Annotated in this window: 20 protein-coding genes; 13 read left to right on the top strand and 7 right to left on the bottom strand. The window is 67.8% G+C overall.

What is annotated here, in order from left to right; translation table 11 throughout:
- The first annotated feature begins 73 nt into the window (after positions 1-73).
- Together rarD and CXY76_RS14210 are read left to right on the top strand one after the other, a co-directional pair.
- Positions 74-994 carry an EamA family transporter RarD gene (rarD, locus tag CXY76_RS14215; protein ID WP_104165681.1) on the top strand — a complete coding sequence of 307 codons (921 nt, stop codon included), beginning with the start codon at positions 74-76 and terminating at the stop codon, positions 992-994.
- A 170-nt stretch (positions 995-1,164) separates the two neighbouring features.
- Complete coding sequence (locus CXY76_RS14210) at positions 1,165-2,460, top strand: ABC transporter substrate-binding protein (RefSeq protein WP_104165679.1); 1,296 nt, start codon at positions 1,165-1,167, stop codon at positions 2,458-2,460.
- Positions 2,461-2,854: 394 nt separating this feature from the next.
- On the opposite strand, the gene CXY76_RS14205 is transcribed toward CXY76_RS14210, so the two are convergent.
- From CXY76_RS14205 to CXY76_RS14190, 4 genes are read right to left on the bottom strand one after another with little or no spacing between them, the layout of a single operon-like run.
- Positions 2,855-3,625 carry an ABC transporter ATP-binding protein gene (locus CXY76_RS14205; RefSeq protein WP_104165677.1) on the bottom strand — a complete coding sequence of 257 codons (771 nt, stop codon included), beginning with the start codon at positions 3,623-3,625 and terminating at the stop codon, positions 2,855-2,857.
- On the bottom strand, positions 3,612-4,487 hold the full coding sequence (locus tag CXY76_RS14200; RefSeq protein ID WP_104165675.1) for an ABC transporter ATP-binding protein: 876 nt from the start codon (positions 4,485-4,487) through the stop codon (positions 3,612-3,614). The genes CXY76_RS14205 and CXY76_RS14200 overlap by 14 nt, the downstream gene beginning before the upstream one ends.
- A 37-nt stretch (positions 4,488-4,524) precedes the next feature.
- A complete protein-coding gene (locus CXY76_RS14195; RefSeq protein ID WP_104166078.1) occupies positions 4,525-5,505 on the bottom strand; it encodes a branched-chain amino acid ABC transporter permease in 981 nt (326 codons plus the stop codon).
- 12 nt (positions 5,506-5,517) lie between these two features.
- Complete coding sequence (locus CXY76_RS14190) at positions 5,518-6,786, bottom strand: branched-chain amino acid ABC transporter permease (RefSeq protein ID WP_104165673.1); 1,269 nt, start codon at positions 6,784-6,786, stop codon at positions 5,518-5,520.
- A gap of 275 nt (positions 6,787-7,061) precedes the next feature.
- Between CXY76_RS14190 and guaB the strand changes: the two genes are divergently transcribed.
- From guaB to CXY76_RS14175, 3 genes are all read left to right on the top strand, one after another.
- A complete protein-coding gene (guaB, locus tag CXY76_RS14185; protein WP_104165670.1) occupies positions 7,062-8,564 on the top strand; it encodes an IMP dehydrogenase in 1,503 nt (500 codons plus the stop codon).
- 99 nt (positions 8,565-8,663) lie between these two features.
- Positions 8,664-9,773 (top strand): GuaB3 family IMP dehydrogenase-related protein, encoded by a 1,110-nt coding sequence (locus tag CXY76_RS14180; RefSeq protein WP_104165668.1) that lies wholly within the window; start codon positions 8,664-8,666, stop codon positions 9,771-9,773.
- A gap of 49 nt (positions 9,774-9,822) precedes the next feature.
- The gene (locus CXY76_RS14175; RefSeq protein ID WP_199190319.1) at positions 9,823-11,547 is read left to right on the top strand and encodes a glycerol-3-phosphate dehydrogenase/oxidase; all 1,725 of its coding nucleotides are present in this window, start codon (positions 9,823-9,825) and stop codon (positions 11,545-11,547) included.
- A gap of 89 nt (positions 11,548-11,636) precedes the next feature.
- On the opposite strand, the gene CXY76_RS14170 is transcribed toward CXY76_RS14175, so the two are convergent.
- Positions 11,637-12,611, bottom strand: a complete 975-nt coding sequence (locus CXY76_RS14170) for a hypothetical protein (protein ID WP_104165666.1) — start codon at positions 12,609-12,611, stop codon at positions 11,637-11,639.
- 277 nt (positions 12,612-12,888) lie between these two features.
- Here CXY76_RS14170 and CXY76_RS14165 point away from each other — a divergent pair, with 277 nt between their 5' ends.
- Genes CXY76_RS14165 through guaA form a run of 5 tightly spaced genes read left to right on the top strand, consistent with a single transcriptional unit; the run spans position 12,889 to position 17,698 of the window.
- Positions 12,889-13,416 (top strand): cation:proton antiporter regulatory subunit, encoded by a 528-nt coding sequence (locus CXY76_RS14165; protein WP_104165663.1) that lies wholly within the window; start codon positions 12,889-12,891, stop codon positions 13,414-13,416.
- Positions 13,417-13,419: 3 nt separating this feature from the next.
- Entirely contained in the window at positions 13,420-14,778 is a 1,359-nt protein-coding gene (locus CXY76_RS14160; protein WP_104165661.1) for a cation:proton antiporter, read from the top strand.
- On the top strand, positions 14,775-15,575 hold the full coding sequence (locus tag CXY76_RS14155) for an SURF1 family protein (RefSeq protein ID WP_104165659.1): 801 nt from the start codon (positions 14,775-14,777) through the stop codon (positions 15,573-15,575). The genes CXY76_RS14160 and CXY76_RS14155 overlap by 4 nt, the downstream gene beginning before the upstream one ends.
- Before the next feature lie 9 nt (positions 15,576-15,584).
- Positions 15,585-16,022 carry a DUF3817 domain-containing protein gene (locus CXY76_RS14150; RefSeq protein WP_104165656.1) on the top strand — a complete coding sequence of 146 codons (438 nt, stop codon included), beginning with the start codon at positions 15,585-15,587 and terminating at the stop codon, positions 16,020-16,022.
- Positions 16,019-17,698, top strand: coding sequence for a glutamine-hydrolyzing GMP synthase (gene guaA / locus CXY76_RS14145; RefSeq protein ID WP_255408480.1), 1,680 nt, complete (start codon positions 16,019-16,021; stop codon positions 17,696-17,698). Before CXY76_RS14150 ends, guaA begins: the two co-directional genes overlap by 4 nt.
- A 231-nt stretch (positions 17,699-17,929) precedes the next feature.
- Here the strand turns inward: guaA and CXY76_RS14140 are convergent, their stop codons facing one another.
- Both CXY76_RS14140 and CXY76_RS14135 read right to left on the bottom strand, forming a co-directional pair.
- Complete coding sequence (locus CXY76_RS14140; protein WP_104165653.1) at positions 17,930-18,745, bottom strand: Bax inhibitor-1/YccA family protein; 816 nt, start codon at positions 18,743-18,745, stop codon at positions 17,930-17,932.
- A gap of 102 nt (positions 18,746-18,847) precedes the next feature.
- Positions 18,848-19,366 (bottom strand): hypothetical protein, encoded by a 519-nt coding sequence (locus tag CXY76_RS14135; RefSeq protein WP_104165651.1) that lies wholly within the window; start codon positions 19,364-19,366, stop codon positions 18,848-18,850.
- Positions 19,367-19,404: 38 nt separating this feature from the next.
- Between CXY76_RS14135 and CXY76_RS14130 the strand changes: the two genes are divergently transcribed.
- The 3 genes from CXY76_RS14130 to CXY76_RS14120 are packed head-to-tail and all read left to right on the top strand — an operon-like array spanning position 19,405 to position 24,068.
- Positions 19,405-20,442: a glycerophosphodiester phosphodiesterase family protein gene (locus CXY76_RS14130; RefSeq protein ID WP_104165649.1), complete on the top strand. Its 1,038-nt coding sequence runs from the start codon at positions 19,405-19,407 to the stop codon at positions 20,440-20,442.
- Between the two features lie 45 nt (positions 20,443-20,487).
- Positions 20,488-22,968, top strand: a complete 2,481-nt coding sequence (locus tag CXY76_RS14125; RefSeq protein ID WP_104165646.1) for an ATP-dependent helicase — start codon at positions 20,488-20,490, stop codon at positions 22,966-22,968.
- A complete protein-coding gene (locus CXY76_RS14120) occupies positions 22,965-24,068 on the top strand; it encodes an FUSC family protein (protein WP_104165644.1) in 1,104 nt (367 codons plus the stop codon). Before CXY76_RS14125 ends, CXY76_RS14120 begins: the two co-directional genes overlap by 4 nt.
- The last annotated feature ends 104 nt before the right edge of the window (positions 24,069-24,172 follow it).

Raw genomic sequence — 24,172 nt, 5'->3', positions numbered from 1 at the left:
GGGTGACAACGTGCACGAGAATCCGACAGGTCCCACCGAGCCAACCGACCCGGTAACGGCCGGCCAGAGCCGGATGCGCCCGGCCCGCAGCTCCGCGAGCACCGGCTTGATCTTCGCCATCTGCGCGTACGGCATGTGGGGATTCCTGCCGCTGTACTTCCTGTTCCTCGCACCGACCGGGGCTTTCGAGATCGTGGCCTGGCGGGTGCTGTTCTCGCTGGTGTTCTGCGCCGTCCTGATCCTGGCCACCCGCGCCTGGCGGCCGCTCCTGGCCGCACTCCGCTCGCCGCGCATCGTGTGGACGATGGGGCTGGCCGGGGTGCTGATCTTCATCAACTGGCAGACCTTCATCCTGGGCACCCTGAGCGGCCACGTCGTGGAAACGGCGCTGGGCTACTTCATCAACCCCATCATCACGGTGCTGCTGGGCGTTCTGGTGCTGCGTGAGAAGCTGCGCAGGATGCAATGGGCCGCCGTGGCGATCAGCTTCATCGCCGTGATCGTGCTCAGCGTCGGCTACGGCACCGTGCCCTGGATCTCGCTGATCCTGGCGTTCTCCTTCGGCTTCTACGGCCTGATCAAGAAACGGGTCGGCGGTCACATCGACGCGCTCTCCGGGCTGACCCTGGAGACGCTCTGGCTCACGCCGATCGCGATCATCCAGCTGGTCGTGGTGTCGCTGATCTCCGGGCTCACCTTCGGCACCGTCTCGACGGTGCACACCATCGCCCTGATCGGCACCGGCGTGCTCACCGCGGTGCCGTTGCTCTTCTTCGCCGCCGCGGCCCGGCGCCTGCCGTTGACCACGATGGGGCTCGTGCAGTACCTCGCACCGGTGCTGCAGTTCATCGCCGGCGTGGTCATCCTGCACGAGCCGATGCCGCCGGAACGGTGGCTCGGATTCGGGCTGGTCTGGCTCGCGTTGATCGTGCTGACCGTCGACATGGTGCGTGCGGGGCGGGCGCAACGCCGGCCGGTTATCGACCCGATTTAGGGGCTCCGAGCCAAGCATCCTGATCAGGGCGCCGTTCGTAACGATTTGGTCGCGTTACACGGCTGTAACACGACCGCCTTGTTTGATGTCGTCCGGATGAATACCTTTGCAGCACGGCAACGATCGTTTGCCGTGCTCTAACCTTCGATTCCCCTTACCCTAGGAGCAACATGAGCGTATTCGCGAAGGCCTCGGCCTCCCGCTCGGCCCGCGCCGTCGTCACCGGCGTCGCCATCTTCGGCGTCAGCGCCCTTCTGCTCACCGGATGCAGCACCGACGCAGCCGAGCCGGCCGCATCGGACGCACCCGCGGCGGAGAGCACAGTCGCTGAGATCAAAGCCGGCGACCGCGCACTGAACCTGAAGGTCGGCACGATCCTCCCCCAGAGTGGTGGACTCGCCTTCCTCGGCCCGCCCGAAGAGGCCGGTGTTCAGCTCGCCATCGACGAGATCAACGCGGCCGGCCTGGGCATCGACATCGAAGCCATCCTCCGCGACTCGGGCGACACCACGACCGACACCGCCACCGTCTCCGTGACCGACCTGCTCTCGCAGGATGTCTCGGCGATCGTCGGTGCGGCATCCTCGGGTGTCTCCAAGACCGTCATCGACACCATCACCGGTGCCGGCGTCGTGCAGTTCTCCCCGGCCAACACCTCGGCGGACTTCACGGACTACGACGACAAGGGCCTCTTCTGGCGCACCGCGCCGTCCGACATCCTGCAGGGTGAAGTCCTGGGCAACCTGATCGCCGAAGACGGCAACAGCACCCTGGGCCTGATCGTGCTGAACGATGCCTACGGCACCGGCCTGGCCGAGTTCACCACCACGGCCTTCGAGGCTGCCGGCGGAGAGGTCGTCGCCAGCGCGAGCTTCAACGAGGGCGAGGCCAACTTCTCGGCTCAGATCGCCGAGGTCACCGCGGCCAACCCCGACGCGATCGCACTGATCACGTTCGACCAGGCCAAGGTCATCACCCCGGACCTCGTCGCGAGCGGCTTCCCCGGCGACAAGCTCTACTTCGTCGACGGCAACCTGGCCGACTACAGCGAGGACTTCGCCACCGGCCTGATCGAGGGCTCGAAGGGCACACTGCCCGGCCTGGACACCGCGACGCTCGGTGACTTCACCGGCCGTCTGCTCGAGGTCGACCCGGCACTGACCGACTACAGCTACGCGGCTGAGTCCTACGACGCCGTCATCCTGATCGCCCTGGCCGCGTTCGCAGCCAACGACGTGAAGGGTGAGTCGATCGCCAGCTACCTCCAGCAGGTATCCGGTGGCTCCGGTGAGGGTGAGAAGGTCACCGACTTCGCGTCGGGCGCCGCGCTCCTCGCCGAGGGCAAGCAGATCGACTACGACGGTTACTCCGGCCCGGTCACGTTCGACGAGAACGGCGACCCGACCGAGGCGACCATCGGCATCTTCGAATTCGGTGCAGACAACAAGTACACCCGCATCAACTAGTCCCACCCGCTGACCCGCGGTACACCCACAGCAGACGTACCGCGACACGCACAGAAGGGCCCCGGCTTCGGCCGGGGCCCTTTCGCGTGCCCGGTGCTGCCCGCGGCCGCGGCGCAGCCCCTCCTTCCTCCCGGCCGTCCGGGTGCATAACTCCTGCAGAACTCGGACGGCGGGATGCCGGGCGCGGATTTCCGGGGCTGCATACCGGCCTGCTGGGGGCTCCGGGGCGGCTCCGGCGTGCGTATTCCCGCTCCGACCACCCAACGAGCGTCAGCGGGGCTCCTGGCGCCGCCCGTGAGACGCGAAATGCCCCGCTGCGGACCAGTTGCTCCGGTAGACCGGGGCAACTCGTCCGCAACGGGGCACGTCGGTGGTGCGGATGGTGCGGGGAGGGTTAGTCGTCCTGACCCAGGGTGCCCAGGTACAGGCCGATCACCTTGGGATCGTTCAGCAGCTCGCGGCCGGTGCCGGTGTAGGCATCCCGGCCCTGATCGAGCACGTAACCGCGGTCGCAGATCTGCAGGCAGCGGCGGGCGTTCTGCTCCACCATGATCGTGGTCACGCCGGCCTTGTTGATCTCCTTCACCCGCAGGAACGCCTCGTCCTGGCGAACGGGGGAGAGGCCGGCGCTGGGCTCGTCGAGCAGCAGCACGTGCGGGCCCATCATCAGCGCCCGCGACATCGCCACCATCTGGCGTTCACCACCTGAGAGCGAACCGGCCCTCTGGCCGAGCCGCTTGCGCAACTCGGGGAAGATCTCGGTGACGAACTCGAGCCGCTCGGCCAGGCCCTTGGGCTTCTGGTACATGCCCATCTCCAGGTTCTCCTGGATCGTCAGCGTCGGGAAGACGTTGTTCGTCTGCGGCACGAACCCCACACCCTTGGAGACCAGTTTGTTGGCCTTGAGGTTGGTGATGTTGTCGCCGCGCAACCGGATCTCGCCCTCGCGCACCTTGACCAGGCCGAAGATCGACTTGAGCAGGGTGGACTTGCCGGCGCCGTTCGGGCCGATGATGCCGATCAGTTCACCGTCGTAGGCGGTGAGCGAGCATTCGTTGAGGATGTTGACGCCGGGCACATAACCGGCCGTCACGTTCTTCACCTCGACGACGGCAGTGCGCACAGGGGGCGGCGTGGCGTCGATCAGCGGGCTAGAGTTCGTCATCGAGCAGCTCCTTAATGGCTCCGACATTCTGCTTCTCGGCGTCGGGATCCTCGCCGAGGTCCTCGTCGTGGTGCTGGCCCAGGTACGCGTCGATCACGGCCTGGTTGCGCATCACCTCGTGCGGGTCGCCCTCGGCGACCACCCGGCCCTCGGCCATCACGATCACCCAGTCGGCGATGTGGCGCACCATGTGCATGTCGTGCTCAACGAAGAGCACGCTCATGCCTTCGGCCTTGAGGTTGAGGATGTGATCGAGCAGCGACTGGGTCAGCGCCGGGTTGACGCCGGCCATGGGCTCGTCGAGCATCACCAGGGTGGGGTCGCTCATCAGAGCCCGAGCCATTTCGAGGAGCTTGCGCTGCCCGCCGGAGAGGCTGGCCGCGTAGTCGTCCTTCTTGGTGTCGAGCTTGAACCGGGCGAGCAGGTCCAGCGCCTTGACCCTGTTGTCGGCCTCCTGCTGACGCCAGAGGAACGGCAGGACGGCGCGGAACAGGTTTTCGCCCACCTGCGCCTTCGCGCCGAGCAGCATGTTGTCCATCACGGTCAACAGGCCCAGCGCCTTGGTCAGCTGGAACGTGCGCACCTGACCCATCCGGGCCACCTTGAACGCGGCCATGCCGCCGATCGGGGTGCCCTCGAACGTCCACGAGCCGGTATCGGGCTTGTCGAACCCGGTGAGCAGGTTGAACAGGGTGGTCTTGCCGGCCCCGTTCGGGCCGATCAGCGCGGTGATGGCGCCGCGGGGAATCTCGAGGTGCTCGACATCCACCGCCTTGAGCCCGCCGAAGGTGCGGCTGACGCTGTCGACGACGAGGATCGGGTCCTTCTTCTTGCAGCCGGGGACGGCCTCGCCGATGTGCATGCCAACGGTCTTGACCGGCTTGGCGGTGGGAACGCTGTTACTTGACAAAAGCCAGCTCCTTCTTGTTTCCGAAGATGCCCTGGGGTCTGAAGATCACGATGAGCATGATCGCCACGCCCACGAGGATGAACCGCAGCTGTCCGGCCTGGATGCTCGTCATGAACGGGATCCAGCCGGCCTCGACGGCCCGGGCGATGAACCCTGAGAAGAACGACAGCAGCACCCAGAAGATCATCGAGCCGATCACCGGGCCGAGGATGGTCGCCGCGCCACCGAGCAACAGGATGGCGTAGATGAAGAACGTCAGCGAGGTCTGATAGTTCGACGGCACCACGGCACGCGGCAGCACGAAGATCATGCCGGCGACGGTGCCGAAGACGCCACCGAGGATCAGCGACTGCATCTTGTAGAAGTACACGTTCTTGCCGAGGGCGCGCACGGCGTCTTCGTCTTCGCGGATGCCCTTGATCACGCGGCCCCACGGGCTGCGCATGATCTGCCAGGTGAACAGGCAGGCCAGGATGACGATCGTCCAGGCGACGATGCGTAGCCACCAGTCGTAGGCGTTGTACTCGAACGGACCGAACCCGTAGGTGCCGTCGGGGATCGGGTTGAGGTCGGCGAAGCCGCCCTTGTACCCGCTGAGCCCGTTGGCCGAACCGGTGATCGGCTCGAACGAATTGGTCGTGAACAACAGCCGCACGATCTCGGCGGCCGCGATCGTGACGATGGCCAGGTAGTCCGCCCGCAACCGCAGGGTCGGGATACCGAGAATCAACGCGAAGATCACGGATGCGCCGATCCCGACGAGCACCGCTGCCCAGACCGGGAAGCCGAAGCTCAGGGTCGAGATGGCGTACCCGTAGGCGCCGAGGGCCATGAAGCCGGCCTGGCCGAAGTTGAGCAGGCCGGTGTAGCCGAAGTGAATTGCCAGTCCTAACGCCGCGAGGGCGTAGGCGGCGGTGGTCGGGCTGATCAGCTCGACGGCCGCGTTGCTAAAGATTGCTCCCCAGTCGATCATCGTCAGCCCCTAGCCAATTCTCTCTTTGCGACCCAGGATGCCTTGCGGCCGAAGCAGCAGCACCAGGATCAAAACGACAAGTGCACCGACGTACTTCAGGTCGGATGGGATCCACAGCGTCGACAGCTCGACGAACAGGCCCACGATGATGGAACCCACGAGGGCACCGAACGCCGTGCCGAGACCACCGAGGGTGGTGGCGGCGAAGACCAGCAGCAGGATCTGGAAGCCCATGTCCCAACTGACCCCCGGCCGGAAGTAGGCCCAGAGCACACCGGAGAGGCCGGCGAGCGACCCGCCGACGATCCAGACGATGCGGATGACACCATCCACGTCGATGCCGCTGGCGGAGGCGAGGCTGGGGTTGTCGGAGACGGCCCTGGTGGCCTTGCCGATCCGGGTGCGCAGCAGGAAGAAGGAGACCGCGAGGAGCACGACGATGCTGATGCCCATGCTGGCCAGGTCGATCGGCGACAGCGAGATCGGGCCGAACTTGAGGTCGGTCATGCCGGAGCCCGGCAGCTGGCTGGTGCCGCCGCCGTAGAACAGCTGGAAGGTGTACCGCAGCGCCAGCGAGAGGCCGATGCTGACGATCATCAGCGGGATCAACCCGACGCCCTTCTTCCGCAGGGGCTTCCAGATCGTGGCGTCGAGGCCGTAGCCCAACAGGGCGCTGAGCGCGATCGCGCACAGGATCGCCAGCCAGGCCGGCAGCCCGAGCGTCACAGAGAGGGTGAGGGTGGCCAGCGCACCGAAGGTGATCATCTCCGCGTGCGCGAAGTTGCTCAGGCCCGTGGTGCCGAAGATCAGCGACATGCCGATCGCGGCCAGGGCCAGCAGCAGGCCGAAGTTCAGGCCGTTGACGAAGCGGTTCACGAACTGGTCGAAGAAACTGACCGTCGTGCGTTCGCCCTCGCCGAGGAAGTAGTTCACCGACTTCACCTTGGTGAGGCCGAACTCGGCTTGGATTTCGGCGCCGCCCTTGGCGACGACAACGCCGTCCGGGAGAGTGTCCTCGTCGAGGGTGACCGTGTAGGTCGCCTTCTCCGGAACGCCGATGCGCCACTTGCCCTCGGCATCCGTGACGACCTCGGCCTCATAGCCGGAGCCTTCAACGGAGATGAGCACGTCTTCGATGGGTTCGCCACCGAATTGCACATTGCCCGAAAGCACATATTCGTACTGGTCAGTGTTGATCTCATCCGCATGAGCCGCGCTCGCCCCGAACGTGGAAAACGTCAGTGCGGTCAGGAGAAGGCCGAATAGCAGCACCAACATCCTGGGCGTGAATCTGCGGACAGCGTGTGTATTGCTCACTGCACCTCCATGGCGGCACCGTCGGTGCGTATTCGAACTGGCACGGACTTGCCTGCCAGCGACTTTGCTGACAGTACGTGCCGATTATGTCGCATATGTTTCGTACGCCGAATTTAGTGCTAACGATTCTGGATCGCGGAATGCGCGAAGCGCATCGTCGCTTAACATTGAGTACCGGTTGCATCCCAGGGATTTCCGGAACTTTTTTCCATATCCGCGAATGCAAAAGGGGTTTCATGGATCAGCCAGATCCGTTCGGTTTCACCGGACTCACCTACGACGACGTCCTTCTCCTGCCGGGCCACACCGACGTAATTCCGAGTGAGGCCGAGACAAAGTCCCGGCTAACCCGCAGAATCAGCGTCGCGACGCCGCTGCTGTCCAGCGCCATGGACACCGTCACCGAGACCCGCATGGCCATCGCCATGGCCCGGGAAGGCGGGCTGGGCATCCTGCACCGCAACCTGTCGATCGCCGACCAGGCCGAGCAGGTCGACCTGGTCAAGCGCAGCGAATCCGGCATGATTACCAATCCGGTAACGACTTCGCCCGACGCCACCGTGGCCGAGGTGGATGCCCTCTGCGGCCAGTTCCGCATCAGCGGACTGCCGGTCGTCGACAACGACGGTGTGCTCGTGGGCATCATCACCAACCGCGACATGCGCTTCGTCTCCTCCGTCAAGAAGCACACCACCAAGGTGCGCGAGGTCATGACCACCTCCCCGCTGATCACCGGCAAGGTCGGCATGGCCCCGATGGACGCCGTGGCGATCTTCGCCACCCACAAGATCGAGAAGCTGCCGCTCGTCGACGACAACGGTCGCCTCACCGGCCTCATCACCGTCAAGGACTTTGACAAGAGCGAGGAATACCCCAACGCCACCAAGGACGACGCCGGGCGACTGCGTGTGGGCGCGGCCATCGGCTTCTTCGGTGACGCCTGGCGCCGGGCATCCGCCCTGCTCGACGCCGGTGTCGACGTGCTCGTGGTCGACACCGCCAACGGCGACAGCGCCGGCGTGCTCGAGATCATCCGCAAGCTCAAGTCCGACAAGGCCTTCGCCGACGTCGACGTCATCGGCGGCAACGTCGCCACCCGCTCCGGCGCTCAGGCGCTCATCGACGCGGGCGCGGATGCCATCAAGGTGGGCGTGGGCCCCGGCTCGATCTGCACCACCCGCATCGTCGCCGGCGTGGGCGTGCCCCAGATCACCGCGGTCTACCAGGCCTCGCTGGCCGCACGGGAGACCGGCGTGCCGGTCATCGCCGACGGTGGACTGCAGTACTCCGGTGACATCGCCAAGGCGCTCGTCGCCGGCGCCGACACCGTGATGCTCGGCTCCCTGCTCGCCGGCTGCGACGAGAGCCCCGGCGAGCTGGTCTTCGTCAACGGCAAGCAGTTCAAGACCTACCGCGGCATGGGATCGTTGGGCGCGCTACAGACCCGCGGCAACAAGACGTCCTACTCCAAGGACCGCTACTTCCAGTCGGATGTGCCCAGCGACGACAAGCTCATCCCCGAGGGCATCGAGGGCCAGGTGCCCTACCGCGGCCCGGTGTCGAACGTGGCGTACCAGCTCATCGGCGGGCTGCGCCAGTCGATGTTCTACGTGGGCGCGCGCACCATCGACGAGCTCAAGCAGAAGGGCAAGTTCGTGCGCATCACCGCCGCGGGCCTGAAGGAGAGCCACCCGCACGACGTGCAGATCGTGGTCGAGGCGCCCAACTACCGCCGCTAACCCGCGAACTGAGAGAAAAGCCCCGAAAATCTCGAATTTTCGGGGCTTTTCTCACGGTTCGGCGACCAAATCGCCTGCGACTAAACTGAGCGGGTGAGTATGGAAATCGAAATCGGCCGGTCCAAGCGCGCACGCCGCGTATACGCCTTCGACGACATCGCGGTGGTGCCCAGTCGGCGCACCCGTGATCCCGAGGATGTGTCGGTCGGCTGGTCCATCGACGCCTACCAGTTCGACATCCCGTTCCTCGCCGCCCCGATGGACTCCGTCGTCTCCCCGACGACGGCGATCATGATGGGCCAGCTGGGCGGACTCGGTGTCCTGGACCTCGAGGGCCTGTGGACCCGGTACGAGAACCCGGAGCCGCTGCTGGCCGAGATCCGCGAGCTGCCCGCCGACAAGACCACGGCGCGCATGCAGGAGATCTACGCCGAGCCGATCAAGCCGGCCCTGGTCACCGAGCGTCTGGCCGAGATCCGCGCCGCCGGCGTCACCGTCGCGGGCGCCCTGTCGCCGCAGCGCACCCAGGAGCTCTACGAGACCGTCGTCGCCGCCGGCGTCGACCTCTTCGTCATCCGCGGCACCACGGTCAGCGCCGAGCACGTCTCGCGCAACCAGGAACCGCTGAACCTCAAGAAGTTCATCTACGACCTCGACGTGCCCGTCATCGTCGGCGGCGCCGCCACCTACACCGCGGCGCTGCACCTGATGCGCACCGGCGCGGCCGGCGTGCTCGTCGGCTTCGGCGGCGGCGCGGCGTCCACCACCCGCACCAGCCTCGGCATCCACGCCCCCATGGCCACCGCCGTGGCCGACGTCGCCGGCGCCCGCCGCGACTACATGGACGAATCCGGCGGCCGTTACGTGCACGTCATCGCCGACGGCGGCCTGAGCACCTCCGGCGATATCGTCAAGGCCATCGCCTGCGGTGCGGATGCCGTGATGCTCGGCACCGCCCTGGCCCGCGCCACCGACGCCCCCGGCGGCGGCTTCCACTGGGGTGCCGAAGCGCACCACTCCCAGCTGCCCCGCGGCAAGCGCGTGGAGGTGGGCACCGTCGCCCCGCTCGAGGCGATCCTCTACGGACCCGCACCGGTCGCCGACGGCACCGCCAACCTCGTCGGCGCCCTGCGCCGCTCGATGGCCACCACCGGCTACAGCGGAATCAAGGAATTTCAGCGGGTAGAGGTAGTTGTCGCGCCGTACTGAGTGAACTAGCGTCGAAGCAAGCACCACCGATGGCGATGGGAGTTTGCAGATGACGCACGACAATTCGGTGACCAGGTCCACGAAGCTCGGACCTGAGGAACGCGCGGCGGCGATCGAACGCCTCAAATCCAAGGAAGTCGACATCCTCGTGGTCGGCGGCGGCATCGTCGGCACCGGCAGCGCCCTGGATGCCGTCACCCGCGGGCTGAGCGTGGGCATGCTCGAGGCCAGGGACTGGGCGTCGGGCACCTCCAGTCGCTCATCGAAGCTCGTGCACGGCGGCATCCGCTACCTGGAACAGCTCGACTTCCGGTTGGTGCGGGAGGCCCTCACCGAGCGCGGCCTGCTGCTCAAACGCATCGCGCCGCACCTGGTCAAGCCCGTGCGCTTTCTCTACCCGTTGAAGAAGCGGGTGTTCGAACGCGGCTACGTGGGCGCCGGGATGCTGCTCTACGACATGCTTTCCTACCTCGGCGGCCGGCCCGGCGTGCCGCACCACCGGCACCTCAGCCGCAGCCAGGTCGCCAAGCTGGTGCCCAGCCTCAGCCACGACGCCCTCGTCGGCGGCATCACCTACTACGACGCTCAGGTCGACGATGCCCTCTACGTGGCGTCGCTGGCGCGCACGGCGTCGGCGTACGGCGCCCACGTGGCCAGCCGGGTGCGCGTGGAGGGGTTCATCAAGGTGGGCGAACGGGTCGTCGGCGTGCAGGCGCACGACCTGCAGACCGGGGAGCGCTTCGAGGTGCGCGCCAAGCAGGTGGTCAACGCCACCGGCGTCTGGACCGACGACACCCAGCGGATGGTCGGTGAGCGCGGCACGTTCAAGGTGCGCGCGTCCAAGGGCATCCACCTGGTTGTGCCGCGCGACAGGTTCCAGTCGTCGATGGGCCTGCTGCTGCGCACCGAGAAGAGCGTGCTCTTCGTGATCCCGTGGGGCCGGCACTGGCTGATCGGCACCACCGACACCGACTGGCACCTGGACAAGGCGCATCCGGCGGCCACGGCCGCGGACATCGACTACCTGCTCGAACACGTCAACGCCGTGTTGCAGGTCCCGCTGACCCGGGAAGACGTGGAGGGCGTCTACGCGGGCCTCCGGCCGCTGCTGGCGGGGGAGTCCGAGCAGACCTCCAAGCTGTCGCGCGAGCACCTCGTCGGGCATTCGGTGCCCGGCCTGGTCGTGATCGCCGGCGGCAAGTGGACCACTTACCGGGTGATGGCCAAGGACGCGATCGACGCCGCGGTGGATGCCCTCGACGGGCTGGTTCCGCCGTCCACGACGAAGGAGATCCCGTTGCTGGGCGCCGAGGGCTACCGGGCGGCGTGGAACAAGCGCGGCAAGATCGCGTACGCGTTCAACCTGCACACCGTGCGGATCGAACACCTGCTCAACCGCTACGGCACCCTCACCGACGAGCTGCTCGACCTGATCAAGGCCCGGCCGGAACTGGCTGACCCGCTGCCCGGCGCGGATGATTACATCCAGGCCGAGGTGGTCTACGCGGCCACCCACATGGGCGCGCTGCACCTCGAGGACGTGCTCGCCCGGCGCACCCGCATCTCCATCGAGGCCTGGGACCGCGGGGTGTCCGCGGCCCCCGTCGCCGCCCGGCTGCTGGCCGAGGTGCTCGGCTGGGATGCCGAGCGTGAGGAGCGGGAGGTGTCGATCTACCTCAAGCGGGTCGCCGCCGAACGTGCCTCGCAGACCCAGCCCGACGACGAGTCCGCCGACCGGGTGCGGTTGGAGGCGCCGGACATCGTGACGAACTGAGCGCGGGCGTCCGCTGCACCTCGTATGGCGCAATGCGCCCGCTATAGCGGGCGCATTCCGCCACAGGGGGCGCAGCGACCACCACCCGGTCAGCGGGCTCGGGGAATCCCGTTGCGGCTGAGGAGGTTGCCCAGGGCCGGGAGCGTCGTCGCCGTTGCCCAATCCCAACGGAAGACGCCCAGCCCCAGCGCTCGAAGCCGGTCCTCACGGATCTTCTCGGCGATCACGATGTCGGCGGTGGTACGCCCGCGGGTGAAATCGTCGCGCAGATACTTGCCGTGCCCGTCGAATTCGCCGACCTTGGCGATACCCCGCCAGAAGAAGTCGGTGAATCCGATCAAGCCGTCCCTGTCCCAGTGCGGGGTCTGCAGCTCGGGCAGGAGAAAGCCGAGCAGGAAGATGCCAGCGCGACTGATCGACTCTCCTACCGATCCCGACAGCGGCGAGGCGAACTCGAGCGCACGCCCAGCTGCCGCGCGGCCGGGAACACGGCGGAGCTGCCCGAAAGCCTGTTCGAGCTCGGCCATCGTCGTCAACGCGGCACCATCGCGCGGTTCGTGGATGGCCTTGTCCATCACCGCAATCGCCTGGCCGAACGGTAGTACTCGGGCCATTGCAACCGCGGTGGATGCGACGCTCGTAACCCGAAGTCCCTCGTGATCCACGACGTCGAGGCTGTGCTCCTGCGAATGGCGCACCACCCCGTGCCGGGATCGGCCGCCCGCCGCCGCCGAGGCGACGAGGTGAATCTCTTTAGGCCAGGCGCCAACGATCGGCAACCCCCACAGGGCGGCCGCGGAGTAGTGCGAGTAGACCACTTGCGCCTCCGCGACCGCCGCATGAGCGTGGATCCGACGCAGGTAGCGCTCATCCGCCCCTAGCGCAGCCCACTCCGCCGCGTGCACGTACACCCCTCGGCGGAGGCGGATCACGGTCTCCCGCTTTAACTCGTGCCGAAGCTCGCGCTGCAGGCCGACGCGGGCCGCGTCGCTCGCCAGGATGAGTCCACTGCGGCCAGACAACGTGGCGAGGACGTCGAGGGTGGCAGATGAGGTGGTTTCCATGCGGAGAGGCTCGCAGGGTGCTGTGCCTGTTGACGTCGCCCCGAGACATCTGTGCACTCCTTCGATCAGTGGCTCCGCTGTGGATTGAGCGGGGAGTGCACCTCTTGTGGCGGAATGCGCCCGCTATGGCGGGCGCATCCGGCCATACGGGGCGCACCGAACCTCGCAACGAGCAGCCACGAGCCGAGCGGGCGCGTGCGGCGCCGCGGCCCGACCAACCGGCAGACACGCTCCGGTAGAATGAACGAACCGCCCCCAAGCCTTCAGGAGTCGCACCATGGTTGACGTTCGACGGGTCAAGCTCCCCGGTGTGGGTGTGCTGCACACCTTCATCACCGACGACGGCGGCAAGGTCGGGGTCATCGCGCACCGCTCCGGTCACAGCGACCTCATCACCTTCGCCGACGACGAGGGCGGCCCCGACGCCAGCAAGGTGTCGCTGCGCCTGAGCGAGGACGAGGCGCACACCCTCGCCGAACTGCTCGGCGGCACCCAGATCACCGAGTCCCTCACCGCGCTCGACCAGATCCCCGGCCTGAGCATCGACTGGTTCACCGTGGACTACGAAGACCACATAGCCGGCCAGCCGCTGGGCAACCCCGCCGAGCGCGGCATCGCCGGGCTCACCGTGGTCGCCGTCGTGCGCGGCGAATCCGCCAACCCGGCCCCCGCGCCGGACTTCAAGGTCTTCCCCGGCGACACCCTCGTCGTGGCCGGCTCTCCCGAGAAAGTGGCGAAGGCCTTCGCCTTCTTCCGCACCGGTGAGATCAAGTCCAAGCCCGTCGACGCGCCGCCAGGAGGGTAGCCGATGAACCTCGGTGAAGACCTCCTCACCCTGGGCATCCTGCTGGTGGTTGCCTACGTCCTGGGCCGCCTGGGCAAGCTGATCGGCTTGCCGTCGATCCCGATCTACATGATCGTGGGTCTGCTGGCGAGCCCGTACAGCGGATGGTTCCCGCTGGACTTCCATTCCGCCGACATCGAACTCATCGCGGTATTCGGACTCATCCTGCTCCTTTTCAGCCTGGGCCTCGAGTTCGACCAGGAGGCCTTCTTCGGCGACGCTGGAAAGCTGTTGGTCTCCGGCGGCTCCTACATCCTGATCAACATGGGCGCCGGCTTCGCGTTCGGCATGATGACCGGCTGGGGTGCCAGGGAGGCCCTGGTCATCGCGGGCATGACCGGCACCTCGTCCAGCGCGATCATCACCAAACTGCTCATCGAACTGCGTCGGCTGGCCAACAAGGAAACCCCGATGATCCTCGGAGTGACCGTGGTCGGTGACATCTTCATCGCCGTATACCTGGCCATCGTGTCGGTGGTGCTCAGCGGCAAGACCGAGATCTGGCCCATCGTGCTGCAACTGGGCATCGCATTCCTGTTCCTGGTGGTGATGTTCTCCGTCGCCCGGTGGGGCGGCCGGGTCGTGTCCAGGCTGATGCGCACCAAGGACGACGAACTCTTCACCATCCTGTTCTTCGGCCTGGCCGTGCTCTTCGCCGGCATCGGCGAGATCATCGGCGTCACCGACGCCATCGGCGCGTTCCTCATCGGCGTTGTCCTGGGCGCCAGCACCTACCGGGGCCGCATCGAACGGGTGGCGGTACCGCTACGCGACGTCTTCGGGGCGTTCTTCTTCCTCAACTTCGGCCTGGCGCTGAACGTGGCCGAGTTCGGCTCGGTCATCGGCCTGGTGGGCATCGCCATCGTGATGACCTTCGTGCTCAGCCTGGGCTCGGGCGCCCTGCTGGCCCGGATGCACCAGATGGGGGTGCGCGAAGGCTTGAACACCGCCGCGATCTTCGTCAACCGCGGCGAGTTCACCCTGATCCTGGCGACCCTGTCGGTCAGCGCCGGCCTTGACCCGCGGCTGCAACCGTTCGCGGGCCTCTACGTGCTGACCATGGCGATCCTCGGCCCGCTGTTCACCGCCAACTCGGAGAAGATCGGCGCCGCCCTCAGCCGGCGCTCCCGAGCGGCGCATCCGCCCACCCGCACCCCGGAGCGCGACGCCATGCGCGCCGAAGAGATCGCTCTGGTCGAGGCGGTCACCCACGACCAGAAATCCGGCGACCCGATGGTGGACTTCATCTCCGACACGTACCCGACTCCCAAGAAGAAGACCGACAAGGCCGGCCAGGACGACCAGACGGGTGATTACTCATGATCCGCATGATGGTGCGTCCCCGGTGGATCGCCGCGCTGGTGCTGGCGTTGGCCATCTCCGCCGCCTTCGCCGCCCTCGGCCAGTGGCAGCTGGCCCGCGCCATCTCCTCCGGCGAGGTCGTCGAGCGCAGCACCGAGACCGTGCAACCGCTGAGCGACACGGTGTCACCGGATGGGCCGCCCGCGCAGGTCGCGGAGGGCCAGATGATCGAGACGACCGGCTCGTTCGTGGCCGGCGACGAGCAGGTCATCAGTGGCCGGCACAACGGCGGCGACACCGGCTTCTGGGTGGTCAGCCACTTCGTCACCGATGAGGGTGCCAGCATCGCGGTGGCCCGCGGCTGGACCGCCGACGCCGACGAGGCGGCCGCGGTCCGCGACCGGCTCGCCACGCAGATGTCGATCCTCTCCCTGCAGCCGCTCACCGGCCGGTTCCTGCCGTCCGAGGCGCCCGCGTTGCCGGACGAAGACGCCGACCCGGACACCATGACCACGGTGTCCACGGCGGCGTTGATCAACCTCTGGGCGAACTGGTCCGACCAGTCCGTCTACCAGGGCTACATCGTCGACACCGTCGCCCCCGACGGTCTGACGGTCATCGACTCCCCGGAGCCCGAAGTGGAGGTTCCGCTGAACTGGCTGAACATCTTCTACGCGCTCGAGTGGGTCGTCTTCGCCGGATTCGCGGTGTTCCTCTGGTACCGCCTGGTGCGGGATGCCTGGGAGCGCGAGGTCGAGGAGGCCGAGGCTGCTGCTGCGCCCGCGGGCGCCGACCAGCCGCACGCGAACGCCCCGTAGAATTAGCCCATGCCACTTGAACCTAAGCCCGCCGACCTGCCCAGAATCCCCGGTGCGCTTCGGCTGTACCAGGTCTCGTCGATCATCACCGGTGTCCTGCTGCTGCTGCTCTGCGCCGAAGTGATCGCCAAGTACTTCCTCGGCACCGAGCTCGAAGGCTTCGGCCCCAACGGCTTCCTGGCCCTCGTTCCCGCGGGCACCGTGACCGCCGTCAACCTGAGCACCGGGTTGCTGATGGTGCACGGCTGGTTCTACGTTCTGTATCTGTTCGCCGACTTCCGCCTCTGGAGCATCATGCGCTGGCCTTTCCCCACCTTCCTGCTGATCGCCCTCGGTGGCATCATCCCGTTCCTGTCCTTCTTCCTCGAGGTGAAGGTCGGCCAGCGAGTCAAGGCGTACCTGGCCGCGCACCCCGTCGCCGTAGTGGAAAGCGGGGTCCGCGCATGAGCGCCGTGAACCCGATGGACGTCGTGGGAGCCGACGGCGCCGAGGGCGCCGAGGGCCTCGAAAACCTGATCGGCACCGAGGAAGGCGCCCCGTCCGTCGCGGCGTCGGGCATCAGCCGCCCGGTGCTCGTGGTGGACTTCGGCGCGCAGTATGCGCAGCTGATCGCCCGGCGCGTGCGCGAGGCATCCGTGTACTCGGAGATCGTGGCGCACTCGATCACCGCGGCGGAGGTCGTCGAGAAGAACCCGATCGGCATCGTGCTCTCCGGCGGGCCGTCCAGCGTCTACGCCGAGGGCGCCCCCGCCTTCGACCCGGCGATCTTCGACCTCGGCATCCCGGTGCTGGGCATCTGCTACGGCTTCCAGGTGATGGCCACCGCCCTCGGCGGCGAGGTCTCGCACACCGGCCAGCGCGAATACGGTTCCACTCCCGTGGTCGTCTCCGACAGCGTCAACGCACTGCTGGCCGACCAGCCCGCCGAGCAGACCGTATGGATGAGCCACGGCGACTCGGTGTCCAAGGCCCCCGACGGCTTCACGGTGCTCGCCTCCACGGTGTCGACCCCGGTCGCCGCATTCGCCAACGACGAGCGCAGGCTCTACGGCGTGCAGTGGCACCCCGAGGTCAAGCACTCCGCGCACGGCCAGCACGTGCTGGAGAACTTCCTGCACCGCGCCGCCGGCATCCCCGCGGACTGGAACAGCGGCAACGTCATCGCCGAGCAGGTCGCGCTGATCCAGGCCCAGGTCGGCACCGGCAAGGTCATCTGCGGGCTCTCCGGCGGAGTCGACTCCGCCGTCGCGGCCGCCCTGGTGCACAAGGCCATCGGCGACCAGCTCGTCTGCGTGTTCGTGGACCACGGCCTGCTCCGCGAAGACGAGCGCCGCCAGGTTGAAGAGGACTACGTCAAGGCCACCGGCATCCGCCTGGTCACCGTGGACGTGCGTGAGCAGTTCATCAACGCCCTCGCCGGGGTCAGCGACCCGGAGACCAAGCGCAAGATCATCGGCCGCGAGTTCATCCGCACCTTCGAGCAGGCCCAGGCCGAGCTCATCAAGGAGGCCGCCGAGATCGACGGCGACCCGATCCGCTTCCTCGTGCAGGGCACCCTGTACCCCGACGTGGTCGAGTCCGGCGGCGGCAGCGGCACCGCCAACATCAAGAGCCACCACAACGTGGGCGGCCTGCCCGAGGACCTGCAGTTCGAGCTCGTCGAGCCGTTGCGCGCCCTGTTCAAGGACGAGGTGCGGGCCATCGGCGCCGAGCTGGGCCTGCCCGCCGAGATCGTGCAGCGTCAGCCGTTCCCCGGACCCGGCCTGGGCATCCGCATCGTCGGCGAGGTCACCCAGGAGCGCCTGGACCTGCTGCGCCAGGCGGATGCGATCGTGCGCGCCGAACTGACCGCCGCGGGCCTGGACCGGGAGATCTGGCAGTGCCCCGTGGTGCTGCTCGCCGACGTGCGCTCGGTGGGCGTGCAGGGCGACGGCCGAACCTACGGCCACCCGATCGTGCTGCGCCCGGTGTCCTCCGAGGACGCCATGACCGCCGACTGGACCCGCCTGCCGTACGACCTGCTGGCGAAGATCTCCAACCGCATCACCAACGAGGTCGACGGGGTCAACCGCGTGGTGCTCGACGTCACGTCGAAGCCGCCGGGGACCATCGAGTGGGAGTAGGCGCTAAGCCGCTCCCGTAGTACCGGAAGCACCCTCGCCTTGCGCGAGGGTGCTTCCGTCGTTGGAGGGGGCCTCCGGTGCGGTGTGCGGCTCAGGCGCCGCTGTGCGCGTGGCGCGCCACCCGCGTAGCGGCGCCTTGCCCGCTTAGCTCGGATGGCGCGCTGGCGCCCGGGAGACGACGAAAGGGCCGGCCCGTGGTGGGCCGGCCCTTTCGGGGTGTGCGGGGGAGCGCTACTCGCGGGCGATCATGAAGATGCGCAGCAGCTCGATGTAGAGCCAGACGACGGTGACCATGATGCCGAACGCGCCGCTCCAGCCGTACTTGCGAGGAGCGCGGTTGTTGACGCCCTTCTGGATGAAGTCGAAGTCCAGCACCAGCGAGTACGCCGCCATGAGCACGGCCAGCACGCCGATCAGCAGTCCCAGCTTGATCTCGAAGCCGGCGATGGCGATGGTGCCGCTGCGCATGCCGAACGCACCGTCGACGGCGCCGAACATCATCAGGCCGAAGTTGACCAGGGAGAAGACCGCGTAGCCGACCATCGCGACGAGGAACACCTTGGTGGCCCGCTTGGACGCGCGGATCTTGCCGCTGGAGAACAGCGCCAGGGTGACACCGACGACCACGAGGGTCGCGATGACGGCCTGCACGACGACGCCGGGGGCCATCTCCTCGAAGAAGCGGGAGATGCCACCGACGAACAGGCCCTCAAGAGCGGCGTAGGCGAGGATCAGGGGCGGCGACGGCTCCTTCTTGAAGGCGTTGACCAGGCCGAGCACGAGCCCGCCGATCGCACCGACGATGAACAGGAACGGCATCACCGGGGTGAGCACCCACGCTGTCGCCGCTGCGGCCAGCAGGATGGCGAAGGCCAGGACGGTCTTGCCGATGGTGTCTTCGTAGGTCATCCGGTCGGTGTCCTGCGAACGGGCGGAGGGCGAGTTGTACAGCGCCTGCAGGTCGTTGTCGGAGAGCACCTTGGACGTAGCAACGGCGCCGGGAGCGCCGAACGCGGCGTTTCTAAATGCGGGGTTGGAGGTAGCCATGGTTTCCTGCCTAACAATCAGCTGGTGAGGGATGCGCGCCGGTGAGCGACGTGCGAGTCTGTGCAACAAATCTACCGGAACACCCCGTAGTTTGCTGAGAGTCTACTCAGCCTGGGCTGGACCGCGAACGGCGGATGCGGCCGGCCTGCGCCCGCGCCACTCCGCCAGCGCCCAGCCCAACCAGGCGCAGGCCACACAGGCTACGGAACCGCTCAGCAGCCCGATCCAGTGCTGGCTGTACTCGTTCAGGGCGCCCTTGAGCACGAAGCTCAGCACGATCACCGGGATCAGCGCCAGGTAGCTGCGCCCCGGCCGGTGCCGGGCGAACAGCCATCCGGCCAGCAGCACCGCGAACGCCCCGGCGAAGTCCGGGCCGGCGATGAGCACCAGGGCGGCCAGCAGGCACGGCAGGATCACGATCAGGCGGCGCCAGAGCGCACCGGGCAGGATCAGCCAGCCGAGCAGCTGCACGCAGGGCCCGACCAGCAGGAACCACAGGCTGTAGGTGCTGACCAGGTTGGTCAGGGCCACGCCGAGCAGGATCGTGACGAGACCCACCCCGTACCGCCACCGGGGGTTGCCCCAGCGCACGCGCGGCGTCGAGTCTGTCCAGGTGGTCACAACTCAAGATTCTGGCAGGCCGCGGCTAACCTTGGGTCATGCCACCCCTCGTGATCGCTCACCGCGGTGCCAGCGGCTACCGTCCGGAGCACACCGAAGCCGCCTACAGGCTCGCGTTCGCCCTGGGGGCCGACGCCGTCGAGCCCGACATCGTCGCCACCAAAGACGGCGTGCTGGTGGTGCGGCACGAGAACGAGATCTCCGGCACGACGGATGTGGCCTCCCACACCGAATTCGCCGGCCGGCGCACCTCGAAGGTCATTGACGGTGTCGCCCTGACCGGCTGGTTCACCGAGGACTTCACCTGGGCGGAGTTGCGCACCCTGCGCGCCCGCGAGCGGTTGCCTGCCCTGCGCGGCCTGAGCGCCAGCTTCGACGGACTCTTCCCGATCCTGCGGCTGCGCGACGTGCTGCGCCTCGTCGATCGTGCGGAGGCGCCGCTGGACCGGGAGCTCGGCGTCGTCGCCGAGATCAAGCACGCCAGCTACTTCGAGTCCATCGGGCTGCCGCTGGACGAACTGTTCGCCGCCGAGGTCAACGAGGCCGGCTGGAACACGGGGGAGGGCCGGCTCACCATCGAGAGCTTTGAACGCACGGTGCTGGCCCAGGTGCAGGCACGCGGGGTCTTCGGCCGCCGGGTGTTCCTGCTCGAGGCCACCGGCGCCCCCGCCGATCTCGTCGCCAGGTTCGGCGACCGGGCCACGACCTACGCGGACTACCTCACCGACCTGGCGCTCTACCAGCTCGGCCACCAGCTCGACGGCATCAGCGTGCCCAAGTCCCTGATCCTGCACACCGGCGCCGACGGCAACGTCGACGGCGCCTCAGACCTGGTGGACGCCGCCCACGCCGCCGGCCTGGCGATCTACACCTGGACGTTGCGCCCGGAGAACCGGTTCCTGGCCCCCAGCTTCAGGGTCGGCACCCGCAAGGCCGACTTCGGCAACTGGCAGGCCGAGTTCCGCACCATCATGGACACCGGCATCGACGGGGTCTTCGCCGACCAGCCCGACCTGGCCGTCTTCGTTCGTGACGGGCTGTCCGCCGGGCTGCCGCATCCGCTCTCACCCGCCTGACCTCGAGGGGCGGATGTCGGCGGCTGCGCCTAGAATTGGCTGGCCATGACTTTGTCTCCAGACCTGCCCAACGCCCCCGCGACCAGGTCGTCCGCGACCCCGATCATCCTCGACGGACGAGCGGGTCCCGACGCCGGTTCCGAGCAGCAGAGCCCGCTCTTCGACGGCCTCAACCCGCAGCAGCTCGAGGCCGTCAAGTACCGCGGCCCGGCCCTGCTGATCGTCGCGGGCGCCGGCTCGGGCAAGACCAGCGTGCTCACCCGCCGGGTCGCCGGCCTGATCGAGAGCCGCGAGGCGTGGCCCAGCCAGATCCTCGCGATCACGTTCACCAACAAGGCCGCCGCCGAGATGCGCGAACGGGTCAAGGCCCTGCTCGGCCAGGCGTCCGACGGCATGTGGATCAGCACCTTCCACTCCTCCTGCGTGCGCATCCTGCGCCGTGAGGCCGAAAGCGCGGGCCTGTCGGCGAACTTCAGCATCTACGACTCGGCCGACTCCAAGGTCACCATCAAGCGCATCATCAAGCAGCTCGACGCCGACACCCTCGGCTTCACGCCCGGCAACGTGGCGTCCAAGATCTCCAAGCTCAAGAACGAGCTGGCGGATGTCGACTCCTACGCCCGCAACGCGAACATGAGCGACCCGCAGGAGGTCATGTTCGTCGAGATCTTCCGCCAGTACACGCGACGGCTCCGCGCGGCCAGCGCCCTCGACTTCGACGACCTGATCGGCGAGACCGTGTTCCTGTTCCGGGCCTTCCCCAAGGTCGCGGCACTGTACAGGCGCCGGTTCCGGCACATCCTGGTCGACGAATACCAGGACACCAACCACGCCCAGTACGCGCTGGTGCGCGAGCTCACCCGCCCCGTCGACGCCGAACTGGCCGACGACATGGAGGAGCAGGGCCTGCACGTGAAGAACCTGCAGGACGCGCAGGGTCAGATCCCCGGCGCGAGCCTGACCGTGGTCGGCGACTCCGACCAGTCCATCTACGCGTTCCGCGGCGCCTCCAGCCGCAACATCACCGAGTTCGAACGGGACTTCCCCGGCACCAAGGTGATCCTGCTCGAGCAGAACTATCGCTCCACCCAGAACATCCTCTCGGCCGCGAACGCCGTGATCGGCAACAACTTCGACCGCCGCGAGAAGCGGCTCTGGAGCGCCGGCGGTGACGGCGCGAAGATCGTGGGCTACACCGCGTACAACGGGCACGACGAGGCCCAGTTCGTGGCCGACGAGATCGAGGTGCTGCACGCGGCGGGCATGGCCTACCGCGACATGGCGGTGTTCTACCGCACCAACGCGCAGACCCGTGCGCTGGAGGAGATCCTGGTGCGCGCCGCGGTGCCGTACCGCGTCGTCGGTGGCACCAAGTTCTACGAACGCGCCGAGATCAAGGATGCGCTGGCCTACCTCGTCGCCGTCGCGAACCCGCTGGACGAATTGGCGCTCCGCCGCATCCTGAACACCCCCAAGCGCGGCATCGGCCCGGCCACCGAAACCCAGCTGGCCAGCTTCGCCGAGACCAACGGCATCTCCTTCCGCCAGGCCATGCGCGACTCCGGCGGCCTGGGCCTGGGTCCCAAGGTGACCGGCGCCATCCTCAAGCTGGCCACCCTGCTCGACACCGCCGCGCTCAGCCTCGACCCGGAGAACCCGGCCGGGGTCTCCAACGTCAGCGACCTGCTCACCTTCCTGCTCGACGGCAGCGGCCTGCTCGCTGTGCTGCGGGCCAGCCGCGACGCGCAAGACGAGGTGCGGGCGGAGAACATCGAAGAACTGGTCGCCCAGACCAAGGACTTCAACCGGGAGAACCCCGACGCCGGCCTGGTCGACTTCCTCACCCAGGTGTCCCTCGTGGCCGCCGCCGACGACCTCGACGACGCCTCCGGCACCGTGTCGCTGATGACGCTGCACACCGCCAAGGGCCTGGAATATGAGGCCGTGTTCCTCACCGGTGTCGAGGAGGGGCTGCTGCCGCACCAGATGTCGGCCGGCGAACCCGGCGGGCCCGCCGAGGAACGGCGCCTGTTCTACGTGGGCATCACCCGGGCCCGGCAGCGGCTCTACCTGTCGCTGGCGATGACCCGCGCCCAGTTCGGTGAGGTCAACGTGGCCATGCCCAGCCGTTACCTGCAGGAGATCCCGGCCGCCCTGATCGACTGGAAGCAGTCCCCGGGCATGGCCAACTCCCGCGGCGGCACCCAGTCCCGGGCGCTCAACGCGCGCCGCGACGGCGGTGGCTTCGGCGGCGGTGGCTTCGGCAGCCGCAGCGGCACCCCGGGCCAGCTGCCGCCGGCGCCCAAGCCGAAGACCGAGTGGGCCAACCGGATCACCGCGCAGGTGCGCGACAACGGTGACCTCACCCTCAACGCAGGCGACCGCATCCGTCACGTCGACTTCGGTGACGGCCGGGTCAACCAGGTCACCGGGGAGGGCACCAAGCGCATCGCGCACGTGCAGTTCGACACCAGCGGGGCGAAGAAACTGCTGATCAAGGTCGCCCCGATCGAGAAGATCGAGTGACGGCGCCACACCCCGACGATTCAGCGGATGCCCGCTCCCGGCCCGAAACCCTGAGGCAGTGGGCGCGGTCCCTGCGTGCACTCGACCTGGAGGTCGCCACCCGGGCGACGCTGGCCATGGTGATCCCCCTCATCGTGCTGGTGCTCGCCGGGCGCATCGACTGGGCCGTGTACGCCTCGTTCGGCGGGATGACAGCCCTGTTCGGGCGCAGCGAACCGTACCGGCTGCGGGCCCGATCGGTGAGCGTGGCGGCTGTGGGAATGGTCGGCAGCATCGGTTTCGGGCTTCTGATGGCGGCCGTCGGGGCGCCGCTCGGCCTGCTCACGGTGGGCCTGATCGTGGTGTTGGTTCTCGGTGTGCTGCTGGTCAACACGATGGGACTGTTCCCCGGCACCCCGCTGTTCTTCGTGTTCGCGTACACGGTGTGCGCCCAGGTGCCCACCGAACCCGACCAGGTGCTGACCCGGCTGCTGGTGGGCGTTGCCGGTGCCGCTTTCGCCTGGCTGGTGACCATGTCGGGCGCTCTGCTGCGCCGGGCCGCGCCGGAACGGTCGGCCCCGCTGTTCAAGGAGCTGCCCCGGCAGCCCCGCGTCAACCTGGCCGCGTACCGTGACGGCCGGGTCTGGCTGTCGATCGGGCAGATGGTGGTGGGCAGCCTGATCGCCGGCGGCCTGGCCATTCTCGTGGGTATCGGGCATCCATACTGGGCCGTCGTGAGCGTGGTGGCGGTGATGCCGCCGCCCGGCGCCAGGCACTCCACCTCCCGCGCCTTCCACCGCATCTTCGGCACCGCGCTCGGAGTCGTGGTCACGGGATTGGTCCTGCTGCCCGGGCCACCCGTCTGGGTGTTGATCCTGGTGATCGCGATCGGCCAGTTCGGCGCCGAGATCCTGATCGGCAAGCACTACGGCGCCGCGCTGCTGTTCATCACTCCGCTGGCGCTGACGGTGTCGCACCTGGGCAGTCCGGTGCCGGTGTCGGAACTGCTGGTGGACAGGGTCGTGGAAACGGCGCTGGGCGGCGCCGTCGCCGTGGTGCTCGTTGTCGCCACCCGCGCCGGCCTGGCCAGGGACGCACGTCGGCGGGCCATCGACGGCTGACCGGCGCCGCGTCGTAGACCGCTGACCGACGCCTTGTCGGCAACCACCGACGACGGTACGGTGTGCTGCACCGGGACCCGCGCGCTGCAGCCATCCCGGACACC

The organism is Cryobacterium sp. N22 (assembly GCF_002929555.1).
Classification (GTDB): Bacteria; Actinomycetota; Actinomycetes; order Actinomycetales; family Microbacteriaceae; genus Cryobacterium.
Note: the sequence above shows the minus strand (reverse complement) of the source record. Positions and strands in the feature narration are given on the sequence as shown.

Bases quoted from the DNA above. Each gene is read 5' to 3' on its own strand.
- CXY76_RS14150 (WP_104165656.1), top strand. From the start codon at position 15,585: ATGCCACTTGAACCTAAGCCCGCCGACCTGCCCAGAATCCCCGGTGCG.
- CXY76_RS14170 (WP_104165666.1), bottom strand. From the start codon at position 12,611: ATGGAAACCACCTCATCTGCCACCCTCGACGTCCTCGCCACGTTGTCT.
- CXY76_RS14125 (WP_104165646.1), top strand. From the start codon at position 20,488: ATGACTTTGTCTCCAGACCTGCCCAACGCCCCCGCGACCAGGTCGTCC.
- guaA (WP_255408480.1), top strand. From the start codon at position 16,019: ATGAGCGCCGTGAACCCGATGGACGTCGTGGGAGCCGACGGCGCCGAG.
- CXY76_RS14205 (WP_104165677.1), bottom strand. From the start codon at position 3,625: ATGACGAACTCTAGCCCGCTGATCGACGCCACGCCGCCCCCTGTGCGC.
- CXY76_RS14165 (WP_104165663.1), top strand. From the start codon at position 12,889: ATGGTTGACGTTCGACGGGTCAAGCTCCCCGGTGTGGGTGTGCTGCAC.
- rarD (WP_104165681.1), top strand. From the start codon at position 74: ATGCGCCCGGCCCGCAGCTCCGCGAGCACCGGCTTGATCTTCGCCATC.
- CXY76_RS14190 (WP_104165673.1), bottom strand. From the start codon at position 6,786: ATGTTGGTGCTGCTATTCGGCCTTCTCCTGACCGCACTGACGTTTTCC.
- CXY76_RS14140 (WP_104165653.1), bottom strand. From the start codon at position 18,745: ATGGCTACCTCCAACCCCGCATTTAGAAACGCCGCGTTCGGCGCTCCC.
- guaB (WP_104165670.1), top strand. From the start codon at position 7,062: ATGGATCAGCCAGATCCGTTCGGTTTCACCGGACTCACCTACGACGAC.
- CXY76_RS14210 (WP_104165679.1), top strand. From the start codon at position 1,165: ATGAGCGTATTCGCGAAGGCCTCGGCCTCCCGCTCGGCCCGCGCCGTC.
- CXY76_RS14130 (WP_104165649.1), top strand. From the start codon at position 19,405: ATGCCACCCCTCGTGATCGCTCACCGCGGTGCCAGCGGCTACCGTCCG.
- CXY76_RS14160 (WP_104165661.1), top strand. From the start codon at position 13,420: ATGAACCTCGGTGAAGACCTCCTCACCCTGGGCATCCTGCTGGTGGTT.
- CXY76_RS14180 (WP_104165668.1), top strand. From the start codon at position 8,664: ATGGAAATCGAAATCGGCCGGTCCAAGCGCGCACGCCGCGTATACGCC.
- CXY76_RS14175 (WP_199190319.1), top strand. From the start codon at position 9,823: ATGACGCACGACAATTCGGTGACCAGGTCCACGAAGCTCGGACCTGAG.
- CXY76_RS14155 (WP_104165659.1), top strand. From the start codon at position 14,775: ATGATCCGCATGATGGTGCGTCCCCGGTGGATCGCCGCGCTGGTGCTG.
- CXY76_RS14200 (WP_104165675.1), bottom strand. From the start codon at position 4,487: ATGCACATCGGCGAGGCCGTCCCCGGCTGCAAGAAGAAGGACCCGATC.